The organism is Mesorhizobium sp. WSM4847, assembly GCF_055811335.1.
The window spans coordinates 120289-145844 of sequence record NZ_JBVVPY010000019.1; the positions used below are offsets into that span (position 1 = coordinate 120289).

Sequence of the window (25556 nt, forward strand, 5' to 3'; positions counted from 1 at the left end):
CTGCGCTGGAACCTTCCCCTCGCACCAGCGTTCGGGGCGCTGTATTCGCGATGCCTTATATTTAGGCAACATGGCAGGCGACGGGCGAATACCGGTGGGGAGGCAAAAAGCATGGGTCGGGGAGGAGCATGTTGTCATGTCGAACCGTGAAATTGGAACGTCCCACACATTGGGGCTGCGTATCGCTGATCTCAAAGCCAGGATGCGGAGCGCCCGGATTACCGAGCACGAGATGAAAATTTTTCAGAAGGTCGCCGCTGTCATGGGAGGAGGTGAAGGCTCCCTGCGGATCGATGCCGACGACCTGATTGCCGCATCTTTCGTTGTCGAGGACGAGCCCAGGGCAAACTGACGATCGTGGCGCCCCGGCGATCAGCGTCGGGGCGCGTGCGAGGCTCGAAATGTTGGCGCTCTACGGCGCCCCCCTCTGTCCTGCCAACTTTGCCATGATGTCCGGAGGCGACCTGTCGCAACGGAGGGCCGCAGCTCACACGTCCGGATACTCCTATCGAGAAATCCAGATATCCACCCCGGCGGCTTTCTGTTAGCAAATATTCACCTCAGGTGGCGGGGAAGACCTGACTTGCCGGAACGATCACGCAAAACTATGGCGCCACGGCCGAACGCCGGCTGGCCACGCCCCTCGCCTAGCGCCGGAGCCAGTCCGCCAGGCGTCAGCCTTTGCCGTGCGCTGTCAAAGCTCGGCCTGTGCTCGCGCAAGCAGGCGGAAATTCTGGTCGCCGAAGGGCGCGTCCGGGTCGCCGGCAAAATCGTGCGCAACGGCTCGCTGCGCGTCGATCCCGGCCGCGACCGCATCGAGGTCGACGGCAGCCGCGTCGTCGCCGAGCGCAAGGTCTATCTGATGATCAACAAGCCGCGCGGCCTGGTCACCACCCGCAACGACCCGCAGGACCGCGGCACCGTCTACGACTGCCTGGCAGAGCTCGACCTGCCCTTCGTGTCGCCGGTCGGCCGCCTCGACAAGGCCAGCGAGGGCCTGCTCTTGATGACCAACGACACGCGTTTCGCCCAGCGCCTGCTCGACCCCGCCTCGCACGTCGCCAAGATCTATCACGTCCAGATCGGCGCCCTGCCCGACGCGGCCTTGCTGGCGCGGTTGCGCGCCGGCGCCACGGTCGATGGCGAAGATTTGACGGCGCGGTCGATCGACATCCTGCGCAGCGGCGCCAGCACCGCCTGGCTGGAAATCACACTCGACGAGGGCCGCAACCGCCACATCCGCCGGCTGCTCGGCGCGCATGAGGTCGAGGTGCTTCGCCTGGTGCGGGTGGCGATCGGCCGCTTGCAGCTCGGCGACCTCGCCAAGGGCAAGGCCCGCCACCTCACGGCCGAAGAACTGGCGCTGTTTCAAGGCTGAGCGAAGGCGCCGAAGCGACCCGGCAAAGCGGAACGGCAAGCCCATCGCTTCAGGTTGGCGCTGCCCCTCACCTGCCTGCCGGCATCCTCTCCCCGTATAGTGACGGGGAGAGGGCACTCTCTTCGCCGGTTTCGCCAATCACCAGCGTTGCAGAATATTCACCTAGGTCGCCGCCAGCCACTTCTCCCCGTCACTATACGGGGAGAAGTGCCCGGCAGGGCGATGAGGGGCGGCGCCGACTTCGATAATTCGTCGCCTCTAATGCGAACGCGCTATGTCCCGCCCCGCTACTCGGCCGGGACCGGGCTGAGGCCGGAATCGCCCATCGCGTGCGGCCTGGTTTCCTTGCGTGCCGACGCCCGGGCGAGCACGCTTTGCCGGTTGACCGATTTGCGCTCGGCATCGATGCGTTGGATCAGGATTTCCGCGCGTTCGATCGACCCGAGCAGGGCCAGGATCGTGCCGCGTTCGGCGGCGCCTGCATTGGGTCCGAGCGCCAGCGTGCGGGCACGCAGTTCCTCGACCTCCGGCAGATTGACATGTCCGGCCGGCACCTTCGGGTCGGAGATGCCGTAAGTCGGCAAGATCTGTCGCAGCGAGGCATCGAGCTTGCTCAGCCCGACGTCGACGATGGCCTGCGCCGGACCGCTGAACTTCTCGCGCCTGACGCGGCGCGCCACCTGATGCATCGATTCCGTCAGGGCGGCGGTGAAGTCGGCTTCCTCGATCAGGCTGGCGATCAGGTCGAGCTGGTCGTAGGGCAGGTCTTCCTTCATCAATTCGGCGGTGTAGGCGCGGATGTCGCGGCTGAGGATATCGGTTGCGAGGTAGTGCTCGCCCGGATCCGACGGCGCCTTCTTCGACGAACGGGCGATGTCGAGGAACATGGCGCCGGCTTGCAGATGGCGGGCCGTCTCCTGCTGGACAGCGGGAACGGCCTTGGCGAAATCGCCGGCCAGCTTGCGGTCGAGGAATCGCGGCGTCGAGAAATCTTCCGTGTCCTCGGCATCGGTGTGACCGACACGCGACAGGACCCGCTCGAACACCCCGATGAACGGAAACAGCAACAACGTGTTGAAGACGTTGAAGAAGGTCGAGTAGAGGCCGACCGCGACCGGCACCAGGGGAAAGGTCTCCTTGCCGTCGACGATCACCGGAATGGCGGGATCGCCGCCGAAGAACTGCATGGCCCATTCCAGGACCTGCATGGAGACGAAGAACAGCGGGATGGTGATGCACACGCCGATGATGTTGAAGGAGATGTGGGCGTAGGCGGTGCGCTTGGCGTTTTTCGAAAGATTGAGCGAAGCCATCCACGAGGTGATCGTGGTGCCGAGATCGGCGCCGAGCGAGAAGGCGACGGCCGTCGTCCAGTCGAGAATGCCGGCGGCGCCAAGGCCCATGACAATGCCGATCGTCGCCGAGGACGAATGGATCATGGCGGTCACGCCGGCGGCGATGAACACGCATTTGAGCAGGTTGAGATAGGAGTCGGCCGTCAGTGTTTGAAGCAGTGCCATGACTTCGGGCAGATTGCGCAGCGGGCGCAGGCCGCCGGTCATCAGGTTGAGGCCATAGAAGATCAGCGCGAAGCCCATGCCGGCAAGCGCTATGTTCTTGACCTTCTCGCTTTTGGCAAAGCAGTAGATCAGCGAGAACACGCCGGCCAGGATCAGCCCGAGCGGACCGAGCGGCAGGGCGATGAGCCCGTTGCCGAGAGTGGTGCCGATATTGGCGCCCATGATCACGCTGATCGCCGGTCGAAGCGCGATGACGCCGGCATTGACCAGGCCGACGACCATGACGCTCATCGCGGTCGACGACTGGATGACGCCGGTGATCAGCGTTCCCGCCAGCACGCCCTTGATCGGCGTTCCGGCGGCCTTGGCGAGAAAGGCGCGCATCCGGTTGACCGACAGCGCCTGGATGCCGTTGGCCATGAAGTCGAGGCCGAGCATAAAAATGCCCAACCCGCCGATCACCGGCACGAGGATGTCCTTGAAGATATCGATGTCCATGTCACGCAGTCCCCAACAAGCCGCCATCACGGCGCGATATGAATTTCAGTTCAGGCGCTGCGCGAAGCAGCGGCCTGGCTCTTCCGCTCAGTTTCCGACCGGCTCCAGCCTTGCCCAGTATTGCTCGATCCGGGCGACGAGCGCCTTCGGCAGCGGCACGTAGCCGAGCGCGGCGGCGTCATCAGCGCCGTGGGCGAAGGCGAGCCGGAAAAGGTCGTGCACGCGGCGATAGCGATGTTCCGAACGGCCCGAGACCTGAACGACCGCGAACACCGCCGTGCTGATCGGATAGGCGGCATCGCCGTCTCGATCGGTCAGCGAGGCGAAGAAGTCGGTCGTTTGCGCCCAGTCGATGGATGTCGCGGCAGCTTGCACGCCCTGCGGCTCCGGCTTGACGAACTTGCCGGCTCTGTTCTGGATCAGCGCGTAGGCAAGGCTGGCGCGCTGGGCCTGGCCGGATTCGGCATAGGCGATCGCGCCCTTCGTGTCGTGCACGGCTTGGATGAGGTTCTGTGTGCCTTCCGCGTCAGTGCCGAGCGGCCACGAGATCAGTGTATTTGCGCCGTATTTGGCCTTCCATTCATCGCTGACCGCCGACAGATACTGCGTGAAGACAAAGGTCGAGCCGGAGCCATCCTTGCGGTGAACGACGCTGATCCTGAGATCGGGCAGCGTCACATCCGGATTCACCGCCTTGATCGCGGGATCGGACCATGACTGGATCTTGCCCAGATAGATGTCGGCCAGCAGCGGCCCGGTCAGGCGAAGGCTTCCCGGGCCGATGCCGTCGAGATTGACGACGACGGCGATGGCGCCCATCACGATCGGAAACTGCTGTCGGCCGGCCTTCTTGAGTTCGGCGCCATTGATCGGCGCATCCGTCACGGCAAAGTCGATATCCGGCTGATCGAGACGCAGGACGCCGGCGAGCGAGCCGACGATTTCATAGTCCACCTTCCAATCGGGCGAGACATAGTCGCCGCCGTCGGCGCGGGCGTTCTCGTAGGCCGTTCCCCATTTGCCGATGATCGGGGCGGCCAGTGTCGATCCGGCGCCGCGGATAGGCTCGGCCTGTGCAGCGGCCCCGATCATCAAGGCAACAGCCAGCGTGATGGCGCCGCTTAACTTCGCCGATTTGCGCCGTAGTGACGCAAAGCTTGCTGGAAACATCATGGCGATCCCCGACGCGCGAACAAATAGCTAGTTTTCAGTCTTGGCAGATATCAACAGTCATCCGCTCGGCGAACGAACGCCGGCAGAGAAACAACCCGCTCACCGTATGAACCTTGGTTAACGATTGGATGACAAAGATCTTTGCGGGTTAGATTTTTATTTTTCCGCGATTGCCGCGGTTGCCTGAAGAATTGTTCGGCAGCCAATCGCTTCAGCTTTGCGCTGCCCCTCACCTGCCTGCCGGCACCCTCTCCCCGTATAGTGACGGGGAGAGGGGCGCTCTCATCGAGGGTTTCGCCAATCACCAGCGTTGCAGAATATCCGCCACGGTGCGACCAGTCCCTTCTCCCCGTCACACGGCGAGAAGTGCCCGGCAGGGCGATGAGGGGCGGCGCCGACTCCGACAACAGATCCCCTTGGCACGAAGTTGCTGGTCGCCTCCACGCAGGGACAGCCCTATTTCGCGTCGTGGAAGATAATGCCCACCGTATGGCGCAGGCCGGAGCGAATCCGGCTGACGCCGTGCCTGAGATTGACGCGGTAGCTGCCTTTGCTGCCCTGGACCGGACGATTGTGGACCGCGAAGGCGACTGCGTCGCCCTGGCGCAGCGGCACCACCTCGGCGCGGCTCTGCATGCGCGGGCGCTGTTCGGTCAGCACGAACTCGCCGCCGGTGAAATCCTTATCCGGTTCGGACAGCAGGATTGCCACCTGCAGCGGGAACGCAAGCTCGCCGTAGAGATCCTGATGCAGGCAGTTGAAGTCGCCGGGACCATATTGCAGCAGGAGCGGCGTCGGCCGCGTCTGGCCCTGTTCGTGGCATTGCTTGAGGAACGCGGCGTGTTCGTCCGGGTAGCGCTGCGCGACGCCCATGCGTTCGTTCCAGTCGTTGGCGACGGCGGCAAGGCGCGGATAGAGCGCGGTGCGCAAGCCGCCGATCAGCTCGGGCAAGGGATAGCGGAAGTAGCGGTACTCGCCCTTGCCGAAGCCGTGCCGCGCCATGTGGACATGGCTGCGGAAACGGCTTTCGTCGGGATAGAGCCCAGCGATCTCCCGGCATTCTTCTGGTGTCAGCAGCTTTTCCATCACCGCGCAGCCATAGAAGCTCATCTCCTCGGCCAGTGCCTGCCAGCCATATCCGGCGACGCGCGCTTCCGCCGATCGGACCGCTGCTTCTGGAACCGTGTGTATGGTCATGGCTCTGCCTCCTCTGGCTTCATCGGCTTCTGCAATCAGATGGGTGAATCGGCGCGTGCAAACCACCCGTTTCCTGCCAACCGGTCTAGGCACAACGCAAGGTTGCCATGGATCAGCTTCACCGCCGCGACGCAGCATGGATTTTGGCAAAATCGAGCCCATATCCCTGACAGGGAGCTTTGAGCGTGAAACTCGCGCGTGTAGCCCTGATTGCCGCGGCTTTTGTAGCCGCTGTGGCTGTTTGTTCTTCTTCCGCAGCAACAGGAGAAGCAAACGGCCAGGGGAGGACTGCGCTGCGCATCGAGATAGACGGCGCCATCGGTCCGGCGAGCGCCATGCAGTTCGAGGAAGCGCTGGCGGTGGCCGCAGAACGGAACGCCGAGGTTTTCATCCTGCAGATGAACACGCCGGGCGGGTTGGTCACCAGCATGCGTGAGATCATCGCCGACATCCTCGCCTCCCCGGTTCCCGTCATCGGCTATGTCGCGCCCGCCGGCGGGCATGCGGCGAGCGCCGGAACCTACATCCTCTACGCAACCCATGTGGCGGCGATGGCGCCCGGCACCAATGTGGGCGCGGCAACGCCCATCGAGATGGGCGGGCCGATGCCATCCTTTCCCGGCGACGACAAGAACAATGGCCCGGAAGCCGGCAAGGACCCGAAGAATCCACCGGCGGGCAATGCGATGATCGCCAAGGCGACGAACGACGCGGTTGCCTTGATCCGCAGCCTGGCTGAACTGCGCGGGCGCAATGCCGATTGGGGTGAAAAGGCGGTGCGTGAGGCGGCCAGCCTGTCGGCCAGCGCGGCACGGCAGGAGCGTGTCGTCGACTTCGTCGCCCGCGACACGACCGAACTGCTTCAGCTGGCCGACGGCCGGACGGTCGAGATCGCCGGCAGGAAAAAGGTGCTGGCGACCAAAAGGCTGCCGGTTGAAACGCTCGAGCCTGGCTGGCTCATCCGGCTTCTCGCCGTCATCACCGACCCGAACATCGCCGTCATCCTGATGCTGATCGGCGTTTATGGCCTCGTCTTCGAGTTCACCAGCCCAGGCGCGGTCGCGCCAGGCGTGATCGGCACGATCTGCCTGCTGCTCGGGCTCTATGCGCTCAATCTCCTGCCGATCAGCTATGCCGGCCTCGCCTTGATGCTGCTTGGCATCATCTTCCTCGTCGTCGAGGTCTTTAATCCCACAGTGGTGCTTGGGCTGGGAGGCGTGGCTGCGTTTCTGTTGGGCGCTGCCATGCTGCTCAGGATCGAAGGTCCCGGCTTCGAGATGTCGTGGGCCGTCATCGGCACCGCCGCCATCCTGACGCTCGGCCTGGCGCTGCTGACCGGCAGCTATTTGTGGGCGGCCCGCAAGAACGTTCCGCGTGTTGGCGCCCAGGCCATGCAAGGGCTGCCGGCCAAGGTCCTCGACTGGCAGGGCAGCGAGGGACACGTGCTGGCCCGGGGTGAGCGCTGGCGGGCGAAAGCCGACGAACCCATTGCGGTGGGCGACAGCGTCGAGGTGGCTGATGTCAGGGGTCTCGTGCTGACGATACGGCGCCGCAATGTGCGAAGCGATGGAGCAAGGCAATGATGCTCGGATATGTGGCCTATCTGGTGGCAGCGCTCGTCGTGGTCATGTTCCTGTCCGCGGCCATTCGCATCCTGAGGGAATATCAGCGCGGCGTGGTCTTCACGCTCGGCCGCTTCACCGGGGTCAAGGGGCCCGGCCTGATCATCCTCATCCCCTTCGTGCAGCAGATGGTGAAGGTCGACCTGAGGGTGGTGGTCCAGGACGTGCCGCCGCAGGACGTGATCTCGCGCGACAACGTCTCGGTGAAGGTCAACGCAGTGCTGTATTTTCGTATCGTCGACGCCGAGCGGGCGGTGATCCAGGTCGAGGACTTCATGACCGCCACCAACCAGCTGGCACAGACCACGTTGCGCTCGGTGCTCGGCAAGCATGAACTCGATGAAATGCTGGCCGAACGCGACAAGCTCAACAGCGATATCCAGGAGATCCTTGATCAGCGGACCGATGCCTGGGGCATCAAGGTCTCCGATGTCGAGATCAAGCATGTCGACCTCAACGAGAACATGGTCCGCGCCATCGCCAAGCAGGCCGAGGCCGAACGGCTGCGGCGTGCGAAAGTGATCAATGCCGACGGCGAACAGCAGGCGGCGGCAAAACTCGTCGAGGCCGGCAAGATGCTGTCCGAGACCCCGCAGGCCATGCAGCTGCGCTATTTCGAGGCGCTCCATGACATCGCCGGTGAACGCTCGTCGACGGTGGTGTTTCCGGTGCCGATGGATTTGCTCGGCCATTTCATCAGGCCGACCGGCGAGAAGACGTGAGCTCGAAGGCCGGCGATCCTTCAACCCCCTCTGCCCTGGCAGGCATCTCGCCCCACAATAATGGGGGAGATTGGCAGCTTCGGCGTCCCGGCGATTTTCCTCATCCGCCCTTGTCAGAACCTGACGTTGAGGTTGGCCTTGGCGCCGTTGTTGGCGGCGTGGGCGCCGAACTGGCCGGCATAGGACAGGCCGAATGTGGCATTGGCCGACACTTGCAGGTCGAAGCCGGCCTCGATCACGGCGCTGTCCCTTGCGACAGGCACGCCGCCGATGGTAAAGGCATCGCCGCCGGTAAAGGCGAAGGTCGAAGTCGGCGTGACATCGCCAAAAGCGTGGCGCCAGCCGAGTGTGCCGTGCCCCGACGCCTTGATCCCGCCGAGCCCAAGATCGGTGGAGGCACGCAGGCCGAGCGTGGTGAAGGTGGCGTCGGCGTTGCTGCTTTGGCTGGTCAGCGCCGCTGCACCACCCTTTTCACTGAAGCCGTCGGTGTGCACGTTGACATAGGCGAGGTTGGCGAAGGGCTCGAACTTGAAATGGTTGGCAGCCATCTTGTAGGCAAGTTCGCCGAAGACTTGCGCAGTGCCGGCGTCGTAATCGGCCGACAGGGTGTCGGCAAAACCGTTGAAGGCGACCGAGCGTTTCGTCGAGATGCTGTTCCAGCTGTAGGCGGCGCCGGTGCGGAAGGCGATTGCCCCACAATTGGTGCCACCATAGAGACCAAGATGATAGTTGTCGCTGTCGCCGGAGGACTGGCGGTCATTGGCGTCGAAGGACGAATGGCTATAGCCGCCGAGCAGGCCGACGCGCCAGTCGCCGACCAGACCGTCGGCACCCATCAGAAACCCGCCGGTCGAGCGGTCAAAGGCGCCGGCGTTGCCGTCGGAGTCAGTATTACCCCATGAGCCGAAGGCCTGGCCCCAGGCGGCGAAGCGGTCGGTTTCGGCGGCCACCATCTCCGGCCCGCCCTCGCCATAGGCCATGACCGGCAATGCGGCTGCACCAGCATCGCCGAACGCGGCGCTGATGCGGTTGGCGGCGGCGTCGCGGATGAAGCGGCTGTCCTCGATCAGCATCCCCTTGGCCGAGGCATGGATTTCGCCCGAGATCGCATCGAAAGCCATCTGGGCTTCAGATGCTGTGCCGAGAGCCAAGATCGCATCGTAGAGCGCATTGCCGGTGCCCAGACTGTCCGCTCCGCCGGCTGCAGCAATCTGGTTCGGGGTCATCGCCACACTGGCAAAACTTGCCTTGGCGAGGTCCAGATAAACATTGTTCGCGTCATAGGTCAGCGTCGGCGCAATGAAGACCGAGCCGTCTCCAAAACTGGCGCCGTCGAAGGTGCCCGTGACACCGCCGGTCGCGGTGACGATCGTATAGGTCGTGCCGAGTGCATAATCCGGATGGGCGACGACGGCAACCGCGCCGCCGCTGATCGTCACGGCACCGGTGGCGCTGATCAGATCGGATGTACCGCCACCTTCGACTTCGACAGCATAAGTCGAGCCCGCCGAGAAGGTCGTGTTGCTGACATGGATCGTGCCGATCGAATTACCCGGTGCAAAGGTCCCGCCCGAAGCGATGGTCACGTTGCCTACAGTGCCCGACCCGCCAAGCAGGCCGCCGGTGACATCGATTGCCCCGCCGAGCGAGCCGTTGACATAGAGGCCGCCGCCCAAAACGTTGGTCGCTCCGGTGAAACCGCTGGAAGTCCCCGTCAGCTTGGTATTGCCGGCGATCTGGTTGATCGTCCCCAACCCGCTGATCGCCGAAGCGAAGATATGGTTTGCATCGGTATGGTTGAAATTGATCGTGCCAGCGCCGGTGCCGAACTGCAACGTGGCCGAATCGAGGACGCCGGCGCCCGTTGCTGCGGAGCCTGCCGCCCCGCCGATGTTAAGCGTGCCGGTCGAGCCGTTCTGGCTGGCGATCACGGTAAGACCGTCCACCACAGCTTTGCCGCCGTTGGAGAGCGTCACCGAAGCCGTACCGTTCAAACCGATCACCAGGTCGCCGTGCACCTCCCACAGCGAACCTGGGCCGTCGACGGTTGCCTGGCCCGTGGCATCGGCGCCCAACGCCAAGTAGGTGAGGCTGCCGGCGGCGACGCCGCCATTGGTGACGGCAAGAGCGCCGCTTCCGAGACCGCCAAGGTACAGGCCGTTCTTGTTGGTCCATTTCGCGCCCGCGCCGTCGACGGCAACTGCACCAGTGGCAGTTGCTCCCTGGGCGACAATGACGAAATCAGCATCTGCTGAACCGCCGTTGGAGATGGAGAGTGTTCCGCCACCGCTGCCGCCCACGGCAAGAACGTCGTCGGTGCTCCAGGAGGATCCCGCCCCATCCACCGTCACCGCCGCCGTAGCGGTATTGAATTCGCCGATGGTAGCGGATTGGTTGAGGACGTGGCCGCCGTCGGTGATCTGGAGCGTACCGGCGCCCTTGAAGCCGACGAACAGGTCGTCGGAATTCGTCCAGGTCGAACCCGGTCCATCGACCGAGACTCCTCCGGCCGAACCGATTTCGAGCGCGACGAAGCCTTTGGTGTCGCTGACAATGCCGCCGTTCAGGATGTTTAGCGTACCCTTGCCCCCATAACCGACAGTGAGGTTGGAACTGTTGGTCCAGGTCGAGCCATCGACGAACACCGTGCCGGTACCGGGGCCGGCGCCCAATACCCCGTTAATGTCGCTGACGGTACCGCCGTTCGAGATCGTCAGTGTGCCCGTGCCGTATTCGCCGACGTTTAGGTCCGAGCTGGTCCAGGTCGAGCCCGCGCCGGTGACCGTCGCTGTGCCGGTCGAGTCTGTGTAGTAGCCAACGTGGCCCAAGCCATTGCTGACCTTGCCGCCGTTCGAAATTGTCAAAATGCCGGTGCCGTATTCGCCGACATACAGGTCGGAACTGTTGGTCCAGGTCGCGGCCGAGCCGGCACCATCGACCGTCACCGCGCCGGTAGCGCCTGGGCCGGAACCTAGATTGCCACTCGTGCTGGCAACCGTCGCGCCGTTTGAGATCACCAGCACACCGTCGCCGCCATTGAGGCCGAGCGACAGGGCGAGGTCGGTGTTCCAGGCGGATCCGGCGCCGGTGACGTTCACCGTACCGACGCCGCCCCAGCCGATATAGCTGGAGCTATTGGTGAGCGTTCCGCCGTTCGAAATCGTCAGAGTGCCCGGCGCGTAGTCGCTTACAAACACGTTATGGCCGAAAGCATTGGCGCCGTTCACCACCGCAGCATTGGGAGAGGCTGTAGCGATGACAACGTCCTCGCTCGCTGTCGGGACAACGCCGGTGTCCCAGTTTGCGGCGGTAAACCAGTCGCTGGATGTCGTGCCGGTCCAATCGGTTGCCGTAACGGGAGTGGGCAAAGCGACGACGCCAAGACCGGCAAAGCCAAACGCCAGCGCGAGCGAACCGAACCCGGCCATGTGGCGAGGATTGCGCGAGGGGCTGAGATAACTCGTCAGCGCGGTCGAAGTCAGCGCCAGATATTTCAATCCCGTCGCCTTGCGGCCACCAAATGTATTCTGCGGCATTCAAATCCCCTGATATAGCTGTTGTCTCGCCCTGTGCTGACATGTCATCGCAGCCAGGCGCTGTCTTGGGCAGGGACGCACCGGAATTGGAGTGGAGAGAAGTGCCGTGCCTTTCCCGCACGCTGTGGCGATTTGGCACCATTGGCATTAAGCGCTGTGGGCATCGGCTTCTTCTACCTGGCGCTGGTCGGCGTATAGCCGAAGCGCCGACGAAAGCAGCGATTGAAGTACGAGACGTCGCTGAATCCGCTTGCCATGGCAATTTCGCTGACCCGGATGCCGTCGTTGCCTCGCTGCGAGAGCATCCTGTGTGCTCTGTGCAAGCGCCGTTCGAGCACGCGCTCGGCGAAACTGATACCGGTTTCCTGAAGGAGATCATGGACATAGCGGACCGACAGGCCGAGCTCTCCCGCCACGCGCTGCGCCGAGATTTGAGGGTTGGCAAAATTGTCCGCGATCTTCGCCAAAACAGCCTGCAACCTGGCCGCTCGCAGGCCGCGCAAGCCGGCCAATTCAGCCGCCTCACTCTTTGTTCCGGTTGCCAGACCGATCAGATCGACGATCGTTTCCGTGGCATGGGTTATCAGTTCCGGGGCAATGAGAGGATCGCCGGTTGCAAGAAACTGGCAGTAACGCCTGAGCAGCCCGAGGGCCTCGTTCTTACCATCGATCTTCAACCCCAACCTGTCATCGATGCGAGGGAAGGCATGCGCGAGCATGGCGCGCGGGATCACCACGTTCATCCATACGTTCTTGTCGCTGCCGCTCATTTTTAGAGGTTCTGCCGCTGTGACCAGGGCCGCTTCTCCCTGGCCGACATCATAGTCACGGCCGACCTGGGCTCCGGCCAATACGGTGTCGGCCTTGTTGATCAGCAGGAGGTAGCCATCATTGTCGTCGTCGGCGATGTTGTTCGCCTTCCTCGTCGCATGCTTGATCGTTCCCGACATATGGCCAAGAACCACCGGTCCAATCGCCGAGGCTTCGATCGTCGCCTCGAAAGGCAGGTTTTCGGATATGCCGTATTCGACCGACCATATCTCCGCGACATGGATGTCCTGCCAGAGGGAAAACCGATCATTTTCGCTAAGATGCGAGGGCAATTGAGCCGATGAAAACACCGTCTTTTGCGACAATGCGGCACTCCGATAAATACCTGCAATTTCAAAAAATATCGAACGCGATGCTTTCCATTCGAGGAATAAACAGCGACAAATCGCTTGGCGTTCAACTGATCGAATTGAACCCTTAATCGAGCTCAACCACGCGTGGCGTCACCCAAAAGTATGACGCCGCGAAAATCCTCCGATGCGAGATCGGGAATGTAAGCGACAGGAGGCGTGGTGAGGCTGAGCGGCGAAGCACTGAGTTCGATTATCGGTGATATTTATGATTGCGTTTTGAATCCGGAAGGCTGGCCTGATGTATTGACCCGGATCACAAAGGCCGTCGACGCGGCCTACACCACCATCGCGCTTGCCAGCACCGCCGACAATCATGGCCGCTTCGCGGCTCAATCGCCCTGGGATCCCGTGCAAATGCGCGTGCTCCAGGAGGACTATGACTTCGATGCAATTCCTGGACTGAAGGCAGCAGTGGTCGGCGACATCGACACGCCGGTTGCGACGCTGTCGCATATGAGTGAAGCCGAACTCCAGCAAACGCCATTTTTTCAGAATTGGGCCAAACCGCAGGGATTGCGCGAGGCTTGCATCACCAAATTCGTTCATACAGCAGACCGGATCGGGCTCATGGGCTGCACCACGCGGGCCGGCAGGGGGACTATATCAGTTGAAGATCAGCGTTTCCTGGCATTGCTGTCGCCGCATCTGCGCCGCGCTTCCCTGATTGGAGATCTGCTCGATCAGGCACGCGTGACCGCCAATCTTTATCGCGAGGCGCTCGACTATTTGGCTGTGCCTATTGTTCTTACTGGCGCCAACGGAGCAATCCTGCATGCCAATGCGGCTGCCGATCAGATGTTTTGCGTGCAAGGTCCTATTCTTTCCAGGAACGGCCTGCTCCAGGCGCAGAACCCGATGCTAGCCCGCGCCCTGCTGGAAGCAATCGCGAGTGCCGCGGGCACGGACGCTGGGCTTGGCTCCCGCGGCATAGGGCTGCCGATTTCAGGTCCCGGTCAGCCGCCCGCCGTCGCCTATGTCTTGCCGTTGAGCAAGGGAACCGCGCGCGCGGTTTTTCGGCCTGCATGCGCCGCCGTCTTCGTGTCGACCACGACGTCCTCTTCGCCACTCCCGGAGGCCGTTGTCACAACGCTGTTCGACCTTACTCCCGCAGAGGCGCGTGTGCTCCTGCGGGTCGGCAGCGGATTGACTGCGTCCAAGACCGCATTATCCCTCGGTATCGGTGAAAACACTTTGAAGACCCACCTCAACCGCATCTTCGCCAAAACCGGCACGAGGCGCCAAGCGGATCTCGTTAAACTCGTCTCGGACATAGGCACGCCCCTCGCCCCCGCCGGATAGTGGTGTGCCCGCTGAAGCTGCCAACCTGCCCCGGACGACATCTCGGTTTCGCCAATCACAAACGCTGTAGAGGAAGAGCCGACCGCGAAGCTCCCTCGGGTCGACTGAGGCCGAACTGCCACACTGACCGGGAAAGTGCTGCGGTGCGTTCCAGGACAATTCGGGTGCGGTCCTGCCCAAGACGCGGCCGGCGGACAATGCAACACCGGCGTCTCCACAACAGCTGGATCTCCGCGGCGCTTTTCCGCGGCGGGGAACGCAACACATTTGGGGCAGCAACGAACAATGAAAACGATTCTTCTCGCTACAGCCTTCATTCTCGCGCCTGTCGGCATGGCGTCGGCGGCGGACGTCAATGAGGTTTTGCCTGTTGACGCCGCCTACAGCTGGTCCGGCCTTTATGCGGGCGTTCACGTCGGTTACGCAGCCGGAAACTCCGATTTTTTCATCGCCAACCCCGGCGTTACCAGACCCCTGGATCCCGACGGTTTTATCGGTGGCGTCCACGTCGGCTTCAATCAAGAAATGGCAACCCGCTTCGTGGTCGGTGCCGAAGCCGACATTGCGTACAATGACGTAGATGGGCTGACGACCTTCTCTAGCGGTTTGCTTAAGAGCGAAATCAAGTGGTCGGGTTCGGCACGGCTGCGGGCTGGCTATACCTTCGACCGGACCTTGCCTTACATCACCGCAGGCGTTGCCGCGGCCAAGTATGAAGCGACTTTGATCACCGGCACCCCGCAAGGCAACATACCGATCCACGACGAAACCCATATTGGCTGGACGGCTGGAGCCGGCGTCGAGCACGCCTTCACCGAGAAGTGGCTCGCTCGGGTCGAGTATCGCTACTCCGACTTCGGCAATCAGGATCTCTCGATAGCCGACGGTGTCAACACGATTGCGGACATCGATCTCGAGACGCACGACATCCGGGTCGGCGTTAGCCACAAGTTCTGATTTGCCGGACGGAACAAAGCCCCGGCCCGCGTCGGGGTTTTTCGGCAATCTTGCTTTGCGCTGTCATGGTGAGCGCGTGATGGAGATTGGCGAAGGCGGGGCGAGGAACCCAAGCTGGAATGAGGCCGCGATCCTTCGCGCCCCCCTCTGGCCTGCCGACCATCTCCGCCACGAGCGGGGAGATCGGCAGGTCCGCCGTTGCGCGTCTCTCCCCGTTTGTCGGCCGAACAGGGCTAACGGAAAAATCAGACATTCATGGCAATGTTAAACCCGCCTGCCCGAATGAAGGTCGGGCGACGGCTGGGTGCTGGCCCATCGAGAAGAAAAGGATTGCGCATGTCATCCTTGCTCAACACAGAACTTTCATCACTTAAGCGCAGTCTGATCATGCTGGCAGTCCTGTCGCTTGGCATCCTGCCGGCTAAGGCGTTGGAGCCCGTTGATCTCCCGGAGTCGCCAGACACTGTGGCCTTCAATGTTCAGAGCAACGGCAAGTCGGCCCCGGTCACGTTGCGACAGCTGGAAAAGCTCGGTCTCTACCGGGTCACCACCGCAAGTCCATTTGAAAAGGGGCAGCTTACGTTTGAAGGCGTCCTGTTCCGCGATGTGCTCAAGCTCGTTGGATTGGACGGCGAGGATTCCGTTGTTCTGCGGGCGGTGGACGAATATGTGCAGATAATTCCGCGCCAGGATTGGACGGAAGGTCCTCTCCTGCTTGCCACCCGCCAGAATGGAAAATTGCTGACCCGGCGCACGCAAGGTCCGACCCGGCTGGTCTATCCGCTCAACGACCACCCGGCCTTCGACACGCCAATCCACAAACCACGGTGGGTCTGGCTGATCAAGACGCTCGAGCCTGGCGGCTGATCGAGCTCCGGCGTGGCTCGAATGGCACGCTTTGAAGGCTGGCGCGTTCCCGTCACCTACGGGACCGCCATCGCGGCTGCAGCAGCCAGCTCTGCGGTCCTGATCACCGTGCTGTTTCTCAGCCTCAGCAAGATCGAATATTCGCTGCCGCGGTTCGGCTTTTTCGCCATCCGCGAGTTCCATATTGCAATACGCGATGTAACTCACCTCAAGGACATGACATCGCTCGCCAAGGCCGCCCCCGGCTCTGCAGACAGCCTTGAGCAGTTATCGGCGGCGAACGACCTGGTCTACATCCGCTTCAAACGGATCGACGGCACCGGGACGGCAAGCGAGATTCCCGCCTACGCAAGTATCGTTCCGCGTATCGTTGACGCGGTGACACGGCTTGATGTCATGATTGCGGCCGGGCTGCCTCTCGACGAAAAGATTTTGAAGGAAATGGGGTTGGAGCTCGAGCATCTCGTAGCGAGGATGAATGACGAATATTATAAATATGGAGATGAGATCAACGTAGATCTCTATTCGGCGGAAAAAAGCCTGAAGAGATTCAACTACCAGATTGCATTCGCTCTGGCGGTCTTGTCGCTGCTGGCGATCGGAACTGCCGTATTACTTATCGGCCGTCGGGAAACGATAAGGAAACTGGAGTTTCTGGCCTGGCGCGACGCGACGACGGAACTGAAGAACCGTGCCTGGATGTCAGCCAACAGGGACGTGATGCTGGATCGGGCAAGGCTGGCCGGCAAGCAACTCCGGCTTTTCCTGATAGATTTGGATCATTTCAAGAGCGTGAACGATACGTTCGGTCATCACATCGGTGATCTCTTGCTGAAAGCCGTCGCCGAAATCCTGCAATCGGTCGAACGGCCCGACGAAGTTGTCGCCATCCGTTTGGGCGGTGACGAGTTCGCCGTCATGGCGATCGGGGACCGGCACGCGGCAGCCGATGCTCTCGGAAATCGGCTTCGCGAGCAATTGAACCGGTTTGCCGAACTCGCGGGCCACCACGTGCGGATGGGAGCCAGTATCGGCATGGCGTGTTTCCCCGAACATGGTTCGGATATTTCCACCCTGTTGCGCAACGCGGACAGCGCTCTTTATGTCGCCAAAGCCGAAGGACGCTCTGGCTTCGTGACGTTCTCGCCTGCAATCCTCAATCAGTTCGATATGCAACTCGGCCAAGAAGCTGGGATTAAGCGTGCGCTTAACTGCGACGAGTTCTTTCTGGTTTGGCAACCGCAGTTCGAGCTGGCAACCGGCCGCATGATCGGCGCCGAGGCGCTGGTGCGCTGGCGCGATCCTGCTTCGGGCGCGATTCGTCTGCCGATGTCATTCATTCCAATTGCCGAACGAAGCGACCTGATACTGGAAGTCGACAAGGTCGTGCTGAGCAAGGCTTGCCTGCAGGCAGCTCGATGGGCGCCTGTTTCTGCCGATGATTTCGTTTGCTCGGTCAATCTGTCGGGCAAAAGCCTTCAGAACGATGCGTACTTTGCCCACCTTGTTCTGGTGCTGCAACAAACAGGACTGCCGCCGTCGCGCCTGCAACTGGAAATAACGGAAGGGGTGCTTATCCAGAACAGCCGAAACGCCTTGAACATGCTGACGGAAATTCGAAATATCGGCGTCGGTCTGGCACTCGACGATTTTGGCTCCGGCTATTCAAGTTTCGGCTACCTTGCCGACTTCAACCTCGATCGGCTGAAGATCGACCGATCGTTCTTGAGCGGTCTGGAAGCGTCGAAGAAAAAACAGAACGTCGTTCGAGGCATTATAGCACTGGCCAATTCCCTCGGCTTGACCGTTCTGGCAGAGGGCGTGGAAAACGAAGCGCAGCTCGATTTCCTGATCGCCGAGCGTTGTCACAGCGCTCAGGGGTTTTTCCTGTCACAGCCCATCGAAGAAAATCTGCTGACGAACCATCTGGCTGCGAGGCGAGGCAGGATGAAAGATACGGACAAGTTCAGGCTGGGCCTTTCTGCGTAGAGCATTTGCACAGAGGAAGTGGTCCCGAGCCTGAAAGCGTCGCTGCCGGCCGGCCTCTAGATGCGAAATCCTATGCGAACAAGCCGACCGCTCGATCGTAAAAATGGTCGAGAGCGCAGCGCCTGGCGGCAATCCGGGCGGCTTCAACCAATTCCTCGCGGCCCGAGGCGCCGTCCTTGTAGGTTGCGATGAGCACGCGCGCGATCATTTCGGCGTCCTCGTTGTCGAGCTCCGCTTCGCCGGACCGCAAAATTTCCCGAACCACACCCCTCAAGAGATCCAGTTCAATGGTTGAAAAGACGCCCATATAGGGCGCGGATTTGCACTCCACGGCCATCTGAATTCCTCCCACTGTCACGATATCAAACACGCGACAGATTACAACTAAAGTATTAGGCGAGCGCGCGCTTTGGAAGGTGCCCGTAGGCGTTGAAACGGAATGGGATTAGTCTGCGCGGTCTCGGGCTTAAGGGACGCGGGCAAAAGAATGGATTTCAGTTCAGGCCAAGGCTATTTCCTCATCGGCGGCCTGATGCTGGTCGGTGCCGGGCTGCTGATCCTTTCGCTGATCGTCAATGCTCGTGTGGCGCACAGCGTGCGCCACGACATGCGCCATCGTGAAAAGCTGCTGGAGTATTATCGCAACATCTTTTCCCAACTCGGCGTGATCCTGATCGGAATTGGCGTTTCCCTGTTCATCTTCTTTTTTCAGCAGAATTATCAGGAGCAGCGCAAACGCGAAACCGAGCTCCAGCTGGTTCTCGCCAAACTGGCCGCGCGCATTGCTCGCGGGGCGGCCGTCGTCGAATACCTCAGCGAATTCGATGCGCTGCTGGATGATGGCGGACCCTATATCAGTCCGGAACTCGGTGGAACCAACGCCGCGATCAGCGCGCACGGGGCGGAAGTCGGCAAGCAGGTCGCCGAGATCCTTTTGGTTGAGCGCGATGTTGAGGTTCAAGGGTTCGAGATCCTGAACCTATCGCGCGACTTCGAGGCATCGTTCGTCGTCAACGAGCTCGATCCCGCGCTGTGGTTCAACATCGTCCGGGATGAGAGCGAGATCAAATATGCCACCACTCAGCTCGCCCTCGACTACAAGGACCTGCAGGATGCGATCGGCGGAGACTCGATCGCGGTTGCGATCGCAAATCCTGAAAAACAGGCAAAAATCAAGCAGGAGGTGCTCGACATCTTTTATGATGCCGACCTCTTGCGCCAGCGCAGCCGAAGACTTCTCGGCCGTGCGTGCTGGCTTTTCAGCAAGGGGCGCAGCTTCGTCAAGCTTGGACCGGTCGACGAGATCGAGGCCGAAGCCAGGTCGCACCAGGAATGGATCGATCGGTCGAAACGTTTCCTGACGCAGTTGAAGTCGGGAAGCGGCGATTGTTTCAAATTGCTCCAGTTCAACCCGGCGCCCTGAACGCGGACGCGCCTGGCCTAATCGCTGCTCATGCAGAACCGGATGACCATTCCAATCCAAGGCTCTATAACAGGCCGACAGAATTGCGATGATCAAGGGGAGACGATGCGCTACATACGTCCGCTTTCAATGGAAGATGCCGTTGGCCATTTGGCCGGCTCGCCCGGCACCGCCGCCATTCTCGCCGGAGGCAGCGACCTCCTGGTGAGAATGAAAGGCGGCTTTATCGAGCCCGACCTTATCGTCGACATCAAGTCGATCGACGGATTGGGCGAGATCGGGGAAACGGCGGAGGGCTTCAGCATCGGTGCTGCGGTCCCCTGCGCCCTGATGGGAGAGAGCGCGGCCTTGAACAGGGAATGGCCGGGCGTCGTCGAAGCGGCCAAGCTGATCGGCTCCAAACAGGTGCAGGGACGCTGCACGATCGTCGGCAATCTTTGCAACGCCTCGCCGGCCGCCGACAGCGTGCCGGCGCTGGTGGCCGCCGGCGCCAGGGCATCGATTGTCGGGCCAGGAGGCAGGCGCACGGTCGCGGTGGAGGCAGTCCCCACCGGGCCTGGCAAGACGTCGCTCGCCAAGGGAGAAATCATCGAGGCGATCCTGCTCGACAGGCGGGCGCCGCGCTCCGGCGATGCCTATCTGCGTTTCATTCCACGCACGGAGATGGACATCGCCGTGGTCAGCGCCGGGGTGAACCTGACGCTCGATGAGCAAGGCGTCGTCAAATCGGCCCGCGTGGCGCTGGGCGCAGCGGCACCGACGGTGCTGCTGGTGGAAGAGGCGGCCGAGGCCCTCATCGGCAGGAAGCTGGACGAAGCAGCACTTGAGCGGCTCGCCAAGGTCTGCTCGGGGGCCTGCCGCCCCATCGACGACAAGCGGGGCACCGTCGAGTTCAGAAGAAAAGTTGCGGGTGTGCTGGCCAGGCGGGCCGCCACGACCGCCTATGCGCGTGCAGGAGGCAAGTGATGGCTGGTGTAGCAGTTTCAACGACAATCAACGGCGACAATGTCGAGTACCTTTGCCAGCCGGACGAGACGCTGCTCGACGTGCTGCGCGACCGCCTCGGGCTGACCGGCGCCAAGGAAGGCTGCGGCACTGGCGACTGCGGCGCCTGCAGCATCATCCTCGACGACCGGCTGGTGTGCTCGTGCCTGGTGCTTGGCGCGGAGGCCGAAGGCCGGCGCGTCGAGACCATCGAGGGCATGGCGCATGGCGACAGCCTGCACCCGCTGCAGCAGAAGTTCCTCGAGCACGCAGCGCTGCAATGCGGCGTCTGCACGCCGGGTTTCCTGATCGCGGCGAAAGACCTGTTGGCCAAGAACCCCGACCCGACCGAGGAGGAAATCCGCTTCGGCCTGGCCGGGAACCTCTGCCGCTGCACCGGCTATGACAAGATCGTGCGCGCCGTCCAGGACGCCGCAAGCGTAATGAAGGGAGCCTGACGATGAACTTCGATCCGCGCTATTCCGGACGCAATTTCGCCTCCGTCGGCACGCGTCCCATCCGCCCCGACGGCGTCGACAAGGTAACGGGCCGCGCGCGCTATGGCGCGGATTTCAACATGGCCGGCCAGTTGGTCGGGCGTGTCCTGAGAAGCCCTCACGCGCACGCCACGATCAGGAAGATCGACACCTCGAAGGCGGAGAAGCTCAACGGCGTGAAGGCGGTGATCACCGCGGCCGACCTGCCCGACCTCACCGACGGCGATGCCGCCATGTACGACATCCTCGACAACTGCATGGCGCGCAAGAAGGCGCTCTATGACGGCCATGCGGTGGCCGCGGTCGCCGCGGTCGACGCCCGCACGGCAAGGCAGGCGCTGAAGCTGATCGAGGTCGACTATGAAGTGCTGCCGCATGTGACCGATGTCGACGAGGCGATGAAGCACTCGGCGCCCGTGCTCGACGACACCATCTTCACCGAGGGCCTTGAGCAAAAGCCCGTCAAGCCGTCCAACGTCACCAAACGCAGCCAGTACGGCCATGGCGACATCCATGCGGGATTTGGCCAGGCCGATTACGTCGTCGAACGCTCCTTCAAGACCGAGCAGACGCACCAGGGCTATATCGAGCCGCATGCCTGCGTGGCGAGCGTCAGTTCCGACGGCACCGCCGACCTCTGGGTCTGCACGCAAGGCCATTTCGTCTATCGCCAGCACTGCGCTCAGCTGCTTGGCATGGAAGCCTCCAAGCTGCGCGTCACCTCGTCGGAAATCGGCGGCGGTTTCGGCGGCAAGACCCACGTCTGGGCCGAGCCGGTGGCGCTGGCGCTCTCGCGCAAGGCCGGCCGGCCGGTCAAGCTGGTGATGACGCGCGACGAGGTGTTCCGCGCCTCCGGGCCGACCAGTGCCACCTCGATCGACGTCAGAATCGGCGCCCGCAAGGACGGCACGATCACCGCGGCCGAGGCGACGCTGCGCTATTCCTGCGGCCCCTATGCCGGCATGTGGGCCGAGCTCGGCGCCATGACCGCGTTCGCCTGCTACAATCTCGCTAACGTCAGGACGGTCGGCTATGAAGTGCTGGTCAACCGGCCAAAGACGGCGGCCTATCGCGCGCCATCGGCGCCGATGGCGGCGTTTGCAGTGGAAAGTGCCGTCGACGAGCTGGCCAAGGAGATCGGCATGGATCCGGTCGAGTTCCGGATCAGGAACGCCGCCCAGGAAGGCACCAGATCGTCCTACGGCCCGGTTTACGGCCCGATCGGCATCGGCCCGACGCTGGAGGCGGCGAAGAACCATCCGCACATGAAGGCGCCGCTGGGCAAGAACCAGGGCCGCGGCATGGCTTGCGGCTTCTGGTTCAACTTCGGCGGCCAGACCTGCACCGACCTCAACATCGGCATGGACGGGTCGGTCTCGCTTGCCGTCGGCACGGTCGATGTGGGCGGTTCCCGCGCCTCGCTGTCGCTGGTGGCGGCCGAGGAACTCGGCATCGCCTATGAGCAGGTCAAGGCGGTGGTCGCCGACACCTCCAGCCTCGGCTACAACGACATGACGGACGGCAGCCGCGGCACCTTCTCCTCCTCGATGGCGACGATCTCAGCCGCCCGCAACGCCATCAAGATCCTGCGCGAACGCGCCGCGCAGATGTGGGACATTCCCGTCGACGACGTGGTCTGGGAAAACGGCCATGCCATCGCCAAGGGCGAGAAGTACGGCAACCTTGCGGCGCTGTCGCTGAAGGAGATCGCGGCGGCGTCAGGAAAAACCGGCGGGCCGATCGCCGGCCACAGCGAGCTCGTCGCCGACGGCGCCGGCGTCTCCTTCGCCACCCATATCTGCGATATCGAGGTCGATCCGGAGACCGGCGCCACGAGGGTGCTGCGCTACACGGTCGTGCAGGATGCCGGCAAGGCGGTGCACCCGACCTATGTCGAGGGGCAGTACCAGGGGGGTGCCGCGCAAGGCATCGGCTGGGCGCTCAACGAAGAGTACGTCTACGGCAAGGACGGGCGGCTGCAGAACCCCGGCTTCCTCGACTACCGCATCCCGGTCTGCTCCGACCTGCCGATGATCGACACGCAGATCCTCGAGATCCCCAATCCCAACCATCCCTACGGGGTGCGGGGTGTCGGCGAGACCTCGATCGTGCCGCCGCTGGCGGCGATCGCCAATGCGGTGTCGAACGCCGCGGGCGTGCGGATGACGCATATCCCGATGTCGCCGCCGCGGATTCTGGCTGCGATCGAGGCGGAACGGGGAGGCCGATGGTCGAAGTAACGCTCTGGGGATCGCTCGGCGCAATCGCCGGAGGCAAGAGCAAGGTCGAGATCGAGGCGAAGGATATTCGGGAGCTGTTCAGGAAGCTGGCTGAGCAGTATCCCGGCTTCGAGCCCTACATCGACCGCGGCATCGCAGTCGCCATAGACGGGGTTATCTATCGCGACACCTGGTCGAAGGAATTGCCGCAGGGCGCTGAGATATTCCTGCTGCCGAGACTGGCGGGAGGATAGTTGGCACCATCTTACCTCGGAGCGCTGCTGCGGTGCAGAACCTTTGATCGCGGAGGAACAGCGCGAGGGGGCGCGAAAGATCGCTACAGAGCGCTTTTATTCTGAGCCGCAGCATTCTTCGGCTTATGTAACGGAATGGATCCCAGGGTCTGCGCCGCGTCGCTTCGCTCCTTGCTCCGCCCCAGGATGACGAAGGCGCAGAGGAACTCTAATCTCCGACGCGCTGCAGCGTGCCGAGATTATTATCGTTGAGAAACTCTATGGTCATCGCCGACGCCTTGCCGTCGGGGCCGATGTCAAAGCCTACGCCCGATGGCCTGTCCGGCGTCTCGGCGTCCGGGAAGGTCAGGAAGAGGTCGCCGTCGAAATCCTTCAACGAATATGACCGGGCGCCGGCCGGCCCGACCTTGAGCACAAGAGTGTCTCCCGCAGTCGACACGACCGCATCGCCGATGAAATCGTTGGAGTAACGGCCTGCATAGGCGCTGGCTGGCCGGGCCGGGCTTGCCGGAGACGGTGGCGCGGCATAGGTGGCGTTGGCCGCCGCGATTGCCGGGCCGAACAGACCCGCATAGGTATCGTCCCATGCCTTGATCCAATCCTTCTCGACCGTTCCGTCGAAGACGAGATCGGCGAAACTGTCGGACAGCCCCTCCGGCACCCCTGTCGAAAAGGCGTTGGCGACGATGACGATGCCAAGCTTCTCCTCAGGAAAAACTGTCACCAGGGTACGGGCGCCGACGCTGAAGGCGCCGGCATGGCCCCAGCTCAGGCCGTGCCGGCCGAATTCGACATTCCAGCCGAGGCCGTAGAAGGACGTGCCGCCTGAGACGGGGTTCCTGCCGCGCGCCATCAGGGGAACATGCGTCTGGTCCAGTGCATCTGCCTTAATGAGCGTCTCGCCGGCGTAGACCCCATTGCCGAGCACGAGGCGCACCCATTGCGAGAGATCGCGCGCCGTGGAGCTGACACCGCCCGCGGGCGCCTGCGCATCCGGATCGCGCTTTACCTTCGCGGCCCAGACGCCGTCGATCTTGACGTGGAGCGCAGCGCGATTGGCATGCTTGATGAAGTCCGCATGACGGGAGCTGGTCGAAACCATTTTAAGCGGCCGGTAGAGTTTCTCCTCGGCGACCTCTTCCCAGGACTTGCCTGTCGGCTTCGCGGCCGCGACGGCACCCTCAGTCAGTCCGAAATTGCTGTAGGAGTAGCCGGCGCGAAAGCTCGACGATGGCGACACGAACCGCAGACGACGCAGGATCTCCGCGCGATCGTAGCCAATGTCCTCAAGATCGTCCCCGGCGGTGCCGGGAAGCCCGCTGCGGTGCGAAAACAGGTCGCGGACCGTGAGTTCACTGGTCGGATAGGGCTCGGCGAGCCGGAAGGCGGGATCGAGATCGACGATTTTCGCATCCCAGGATACGATGCCCTCGCTGACCAGCGCCGCCACTATCGTTGCCGAGACTGGCTTGGAGAGGGAGACGATCTGGAACACCGTGTCGGCGTCGACGGTCTCCGGCTTGCCGGCCTCGCGACGCCCGAACCCTCTGAGAAAGACCACCTTGTCGTCATGCACGACCCCGATGGCGAGACCGGGTACGGCACCGTCCGCGACGACACCTTCGGCGAGCAGTTCGAGCTTCGACAGGGCGGCAGTGATCCGGTCGGGCGTAAGGCTGTCGGCCGACGCCGCCTGCGGCGAAAGCACCATGACGGCGATGAAGGCCAACGTCCCCCAACGGCGGAAATTCCGACCCAACCCCACGCTCGAGCTCCTCCCCTGCAAGCACTGTCATACTACAGGCCGACGCAGGGAAGGCCAGCCCTCGCCTGCGCGATACAGCAAAGTCCGCTGCGCGACGCCAAGCGGCCATCCCGGTAGCCAACCGGTCAAAAATATCGAACGGACCATCGCTCGGCGGCGACGACAGTCATGAAGAACCCGAACGACAACAGCGATGAGAGCACGATAGCGGCGTCGAGCCGGTCGGACCAATAGTTGAAGGTCGCGTCGACGATCGTCGCCAAGACCTTGTCGGACCCGATCCATTCGCCAACGATCGCGCCGATCACCGCGGTCGCATCGCGGCGGTAAGCCGCCGGAGGCGGCGCCTAGTGGTGAAAGCCTGACGCTTGCTACCCGACGCGTAGGGCAGCTCAGGGTGGAAACTTGCCGTATGCGCGCCTGTCGGAACGACGTGATTGCGGCAAGGAGCGGACGTCGCCCCGCCTATGCG

At 62.6% G+C, this 25556-nt stretch carries 21 protein-coding genes; 13 read left to right on the plus strand and 8 right to left on the minus strand.

Annotated features, from left to right (window positions below; all coding sequences use genetic code 11):
• The first annotated feature begins 136 nt into the window (after window positions 1–136).
• Both AC0L28_RS24985 and AC0L28_RS24990 read left to right on the plus strand, forming a co-directional pair.
• The gene (locus tag AC0L28_RS24985) at window positions 137–352 is read left to right on the plus strand and encodes a hypothetical protein (RefSeq protein ID WP_128170309.1); all 216 of its coding nucleotides are present in this window, start codon (window positions 137–139) and stop codon (window positions 350–352) included.
• A 255-nt stretch (window positions 353–607) separates the two neighbouring features.
• Window positions 608–1378, plus strand: coding sequence for a pseudouridine synthase (locus AC0L28_RS24990; protein WP_287249701.1), 771 nt, complete (start codon window positions 608–610; stop codon window positions 1376–1378).
• A 287-nt stretch (window positions 1379–1665) separates the two neighbouring features.
• On the opposite strand, the gene AC0L28_RS24995 is transcribed toward AC0L28_RS24990, so the two are convergent.
• The 3 genes from AC0L28_RS24995 to AC0L28_RS25005 form a co-directional block, all read right to left on the minus strand.
• On the minus strand, window positions 1666–3396 hold the full coding sequence (locus AC0L28_RS24995; protein WP_473480890.1) for a Na/Pi cotransporter family protein: 1731 nt from the start codon (window positions 3394–3396) through the stop codon (window positions 1666–1668).
• An 87-nt stretch (window positions 3397–3483) separates the two neighbouring features.
• Window positions 3484–4569: a phosphate ABC transporter substrate-binding protein PstS gene (gene pstS, locus AC0L28_RS25000; protein WP_473480892.1), complete on the minus strand. Its 1086-nt coding sequence runs from the start codon at window positions 4567–4569 to the stop codon at window positions 3484–3486.
• A 456-nt stretch (window positions 4570–5025) separates the two neighbouring features.
• Window positions 5026–5766 carry a 2OG-Fe(II) oxygenase gene (locus AC0L28_RS25005; protein WP_473480894.1) on the minus strand — a complete coding sequence of 247 codons (741 nt, stop codon included), beginning with the start codon at window positions 5764–5766 and terminating at the stop codon, window positions 5026–5028.
• Window positions 5767–5951: 185 nt separating this feature from the next.
• Here AC0L28_RS25005 and AC0L28_RS25010 point away from each other — a divergent pair, with 185 nt between their 5' ends.
• Together AC0L28_RS25010 and AC0L28_RS25015 are read left to right on the plus strand one after the other, a co-directional pair.
• Window positions 5952–7349, plus strand: a complete 1398-nt coding sequence (locus AC0L28_RS25010; protein WP_473480896.1) for an NfeD family protein — start codon at window positions 5952–5954, stop codon at window positions 7347–7349.
• Window positions 7346–8110 (plus strand): slipin family protein, encoded by a 765-nt coding sequence (locus AC0L28_RS25015; protein ID WP_023799095.1) that lies wholly within the window; start codon window positions 7346–7348, stop codon window positions 8108–8110. The genes AC0L28_RS25010 and AC0L28_RS25015 overlap by 4 nt, the downstream gene beginning before the upstream one ends.
• A gap of 113 nt (window positions 8111–8223) precedes the next feature.
• On the opposite strand, the gene AC0L28_RS25020 is transcribed toward AC0L28_RS25015, so the two are convergent.
• The gene (locus AC0L28_RS25020) at window positions 8224–11646 is read right to left on the minus strand and encodes an autotransporter domain-containing protein (protein WP_473480898.1); all 3423 of its coding nucleotides are present in this window, start codon (window positions 11644–11646) and stop codon (window positions 8224–8226) included.
• A 173-nt stretch (window positions 11647–11819) separates the two neighbouring features.
• Window positions 11820–12782 (minus strand): AraC family transcriptional regulator, encoded by a 963-nt coding sequence (locus tag AC0L28_RS25025; RefSeq protein WP_473480900.1) that lies wholly within the window; start codon window positions 12780–12782, stop codon window positions 11820–11822.
• Between the two features lie 207 nt (window positions 12783–12989).
• Between AC0L28_RS25025 and AC0L28_RS25030 the strand changes: the two genes are divergently transcribed.
• The 4 genes from AC0L28_RS25030 (at window position 12990) to AC0L28_RS25045 (ending at window position 17942) form a co-directional block, all read left to right on the plus strand.
• Complete coding sequence (locus tag AC0L28_RS25030; protein ID WP_473480902.1) at window positions 12990–14129, plus strand: LuxR C-terminal-related transcriptional regulator; 1140 nt, start codon at window positions 12990–12992, stop codon at window positions 14127–14129.
• Between the two features lie 267 nt (window positions 14130–14396).
• On the plus strand, window positions 14397–15086 hold the full coding sequence (locus AC0L28_RS25035) for an outer membrane protein (RefSeq protein WP_473480904.1): 690 nt from the start codon (window positions 14397–14399) through the stop codon (window positions 15084–15086).
• A gap of 282 nt (window positions 15087–15368) precedes the next feature.
• Complete coding sequence (locus tag AC0L28_RS25040; RefSeq protein WP_473480906.1) at window positions 15369–15953, plus strand: putative pterin-binding protein; 585 nt, start codon at window positions 15369–15371, stop codon at window positions 15951–15953.
• Between the two features lie 21 nt (window positions 15954–15974).
• Window positions 15975–17942 (plus strand): putative bifunctional diguanylate cyclase/phosphodiesterase, encoded by a 1968-nt coding sequence (locus tag AC0L28_RS25045; RefSeq protein ID WP_473480908.1) that lies wholly within the window; start codon window positions 15975–15977, stop codon window positions 17940–17942.
• Window positions 17943–18012: 70 nt separating this feature from the next.
• On the opposite strand, the gene AC0L28_RS25050 is transcribed toward AC0L28_RS25045, so the two are convergent.
• Window positions 18013–18279, minus strand: a complete 267-nt coding sequence (locus tag AC0L28_RS25050; protein ID WP_473480910.1) for a hypothetical protein — start codon at window positions 18277–18279, stop codon at window positions 18013–18015.
• A gap of 150 nt (window positions 18280–18429) precedes the next feature.
• On the opposite strand from AC0L28_RS25050, the gene AC0L28_RS25055 reads away from it, so the two are divergent.
• The 5 genes from AC0L28_RS25055 (at window position 18430) to AC0L28_RS25075 (ending at window position 23319) form a co-directional block, all read left to right on the plus strand.
• Window positions 18430–19365, plus strand: coding sequence for a hypothetical protein (locus tag AC0L28_RS25055; RefSeq protein ID WP_473480912.1), 936 nt, complete (start codon window positions 18430–18432; stop codon window positions 19363–19365).
• Between the two features lie 105 nt (window positions 19366–19470).
• Window positions 19471–20331 carry an FAD binding domain-containing protein gene (locus AC0L28_RS25060; protein WP_473480913.1) on the plus strand — a complete coding sequence of 287 codons (861 nt, stop codon included), beginning with the start codon at window positions 19471–19473 and terminating at the stop codon, window positions 20329–20331.
• Window positions 20331–20807 carry a (2Fe-2S)-binding protein gene (locus tag AC0L28_RS25065; protein WP_023799102.1) on the plus strand — a complete coding sequence of 159 codons (477 nt, stop codon included), beginning with the start codon at window positions 20331–20333 and terminating at the stop codon, window positions 20805–20807. Before AC0L28_RS25060 ends, AC0L28_RS25065 begins: the two co-directional genes overlap by 1 nt.
• A 2-nt stretch (window positions 20808–20809) precedes the next feature.
• The gene (locus AC0L28_RS25070; protein ID WP_473480916.1) at window positions 20810–23086 is read left to right on the plus strand and encodes a xanthine dehydrogenase family protein molybdopterin-binding subunit; all 2277 of its coding nucleotides are present in this window, start codon (window positions 20810–20812) and stop codon (window positions 23084–23086) included.
• Window positions 23074–23319, plus strand: coding sequence for a MoaD/ThiS family protein (locus AC0L28_RS25075; RefSeq protein ID WP_023799104.1), 246 nt, complete (start codon window positions 23074–23076; stop codon window positions 23317–23319). The genes AC0L28_RS25070 and AC0L28_RS25075 overlap by 13 nt, the downstream gene beginning before the upstream one ends.
• A 208-nt stretch (window positions 23320–23527) precedes the next feature.
• Here AC0L28_RS25075 and AC0L28_RS25080 read toward each other — a convergent pair whose 3' ends face one another.
• Window positions 23528–25084: a serine hydrolase gene (locus AC0L28_RS25080; RefSeq protein ID WP_473480919.1), complete on the minus strand. Its 1557-nt coding sequence runs from the start codon at window positions 25082–25084 to the stop codon at window positions 23528–23530.
• Window positions 25085–25209: 125 nt separating this feature from the next.
• Entirely contained in the window at window positions 25210–25392 is a 183-nt protein-coding gene (locus tag AC0L28_RS25085) for a hypothetical protein (RefSeq protein ID WP_413468436.1), read from the minus strand.
• Window positions 25393–25556 lie beyond the last annotated feature (164 nt).

What these genes read in the sequence shown, in the direction of transcription:
- AC0L28_RS24985 (WP_128170309.1), top strand. Translation starts at nt 137, where the DNA reads ATGTCGAACCGTGAAATTGGAACGTCCCACACATTGGGGCTGCGTATC.
- AC0L28_RS24990 (WP_287249701.1), top strand. Translation starts at nt 608, where the DNA reads ATGGCGCCACGGCCGAACGCCGGCTGGCCACGCCCCTCGCCTAGCGCC.
- AC0L28_RS24995 (WP_473480890.1), bottom strand. Translation starts at nt 3,396, where the DNA reads ATGGACATCGATATCTTCAAGGACATCCTCGTGCCGGTGATCGGCGGG.
- pstS (WP_473480892.1), bottom strand. Translation starts at nt 4,569, where the DNA reads ATGATGTTTCCAGCAAGCTTTGCGTCACTACGGCGCAAATCGGCGAAG.
- AC0L28_RS25005 (WP_473480894.1), bottom strand. Translation starts at nt 5,766, where the DNA reads ATGACCATACACACGGTTCCAGAAGCAGCGGTCCGATCGGCGGAAGCG.
- AC0L28_RS25015 (WP_023799095.1), top strand. Translation starts at nt 7,346, where the DNA reads ATGATGCTCGGATATGTGGCCTATCTGGTGGCAGCGCTCGTCGTGGTC.
- AC0L28_RS25020 (WP_473480898.1), bottom strand. Translation starts at nt 11,646, where the DNA reads ATGCCGCAGAATACATTTGGTGGCCGCAAGGCGACGGGATTGAAATAT.
- AC0L28_RS25040 (WP_473480906.1), top strand. Translation starts at nt 15,369, where the DNA reads ATGAAGGTCGGGCGACGGCTGGGTGCTGGCCCATCGAGAAGAAAAGGA.
- AC0L28_RS25045 (WP_473480908.1), top strand. Translation starts at nt 15,975, where the DNA reads ATGGCACGCTTTGAAGGCTGGCGCGTTCCCGTCACCTACGGGACCGCC.
- AC0L28_RS25050 (WP_473480910.1), bottom strand. Translation starts at nt 18,279, where the DNA reads ATGGCCGTGGAGTGCAAATCCGCGCCCTATATGGGCGTCTTTTCAACC.
- AC0L28_RS25055 (WP_473480912.1), top strand. Translation starts at nt 18,430, where the DNA reads ATGGATTTCAGTTCAGGCCAAGGCTATTTCCTCATCGGCGGCCTGATG.
- AC0L28_RS25060 (WP_473480913.1), top strand. Translation starts at nt 19,471, where the DNA reads ATGCGCTACATACGTCCGCTTTCAATGGAAGATGCCGTTGGCCATTTG.
- AC0L28_RS25065 (WP_023799102.1), top strand. Translation starts at nt 20,331, where the DNA reads ATGGCTGGTGTAGCAGTTTCAACGACAATCAACGGCGACAATGTCGAG.
- AC0L28_RS25070 (WP_473480916.1), top strand. Translation starts at nt 20,810, where the DNA reads ATGAACTTCGATCCGCGCTATTCCGGACGCAATTTCGCCTCCGTCGGC.
- AC0L28_RS25075 (WP_023799104.1), top strand. Translation starts at nt 23,074, where the DNA reads ATGGTCGAAGTAACGCTCTGGGGATCGCTCGGCGCAATCGCCGGAGGC.